1 protein-coding gene is annotated in these 1,410 nt (G+C 64.0%); it reads right to left on the reverse strand.

The window, feature by feature from the left end; all coding sequences use genetic code 11:
- Window positions 1-1,410, reverse strand: a 1,410-nt coding sequence (locus AMA02S_RS39665) for a condensation domain-containing protein (protein WP_157431172.1), incomplete at both ends; no start/stop codon positions are given.

Here is a 1,410-nt window from a genome sequence, read left to right on the forward strand (position 1 = left end):
AAACACAACCCCACCACCGACTCCACACCCACACCCCGACCACGCAGGAAATGCGCAAGCCGATTCGCTCGCATGTCGAGTTCGGCATACGTCACTTCAACACCATCAGCCACCACCGCCACCGCATCCGGAACAGCCGCCACCCACCGCTCAAACAACTCCACAACCGTGACGTCCGGAATCTCGACCGCGGTGTGATTCCACCGATTCAGCACTAGATCACGCTCAACCGGGTCCAGAACATCGACCGCGTGCAGAACGACGTCCGGGGTGATGGTGACGATCTCCAACACCCGAACGAACCATTCGGCCAGCCTCTCGGCGGTAGCACGGTCGAACAGATCCGCGGCCGCGACCACCGCACCACGCAGACCCACCGGACGGCCCTGGTCGTCGAACTCCTCCGACAACGACACATCCAGATCAAACTTCGCCACCGACTCCGGCCCATCAGGCCGCGCCGCCCCGACACTCACATCGGGCAGGTTCAGCATCGCGCGTTCGGTGTTTTGCACGGTCAGCATCACCTGGAACAACGGATGCCGAGCCATTGACCGCGACGGCGCCAGTTCCTCCACCAGCCGCTCGAACGGCACGTCCTGATGCGCCAACGCACCCAGGCTGGCCTCACGCACCCGGGCCAGCACCTGCCGGAACTCCGGATCACCCGACAGATCCGTCCGGATCACCAACGTGTTGACGAAGAAACCGACCAGCTCATCCAGCGCCTCATCAGTACGACCCGCCACCGCCACACCAATCGGGATATCCGTACCGGCACCGAGTCTCGACAAAGTGACCGCCAACGCGGCCTGCAACACCATGAACGCCGTCGCGCCCTCAGCCCTGGCCACAGCCATCAAGCGCTCATGGACCTCGGGCGACACCTGCAACGGCACCCGATGACCGACATGACCCGCCACCGCCGGACGAGCCCGATCCACCGGCAGAGCCAGTTCCTCCGGCACACCGGAGAGCGTCTGTCGCCAGTACTCCACCTGCGCCGACAACAAACTCCCGGGATCGAACTCCTCCCCCAGCAACTCACGCTGCCACAACGCGTAGTCGGCATATTGGACGGGTAACGGCTCCCAACTCGGCGCCTCGCCACGCAGTCGCGCTGCATAGACAGTCGAGAGATCTCGTCCTAGCGGCGCCATCGACCAGCCATCGCTGGCGATGTGGTGGACGACGACCACCAACACCTGCTCATCCGAGCCGACCTGGAACAACCACGCCCGGATCGGTACTTCGTTTGACAGGTCGAAGGCGTACCGCGACGCCCGACCCACGAACTCCGCGAGTTCCCCGGCCTCCACCTGGGACACCTGCAAAGCCCAGTCCACATCCCCCGGATCCAGGATCTGCTGGTAAGGCTCACCCTCCACCGACGGAAACACCGTCCGCAAA

It is taken from the genome of Actinomadura macra NBRC 14102 (assembly GCF_001552215.1).
GTDB classification, from domain to species: domain Bacteria; phylum Actinomycetota; class Actinomycetes; order Streptosporangiales; family Streptosporangiaceae; genus Spirillospora; species Spirillospora macra.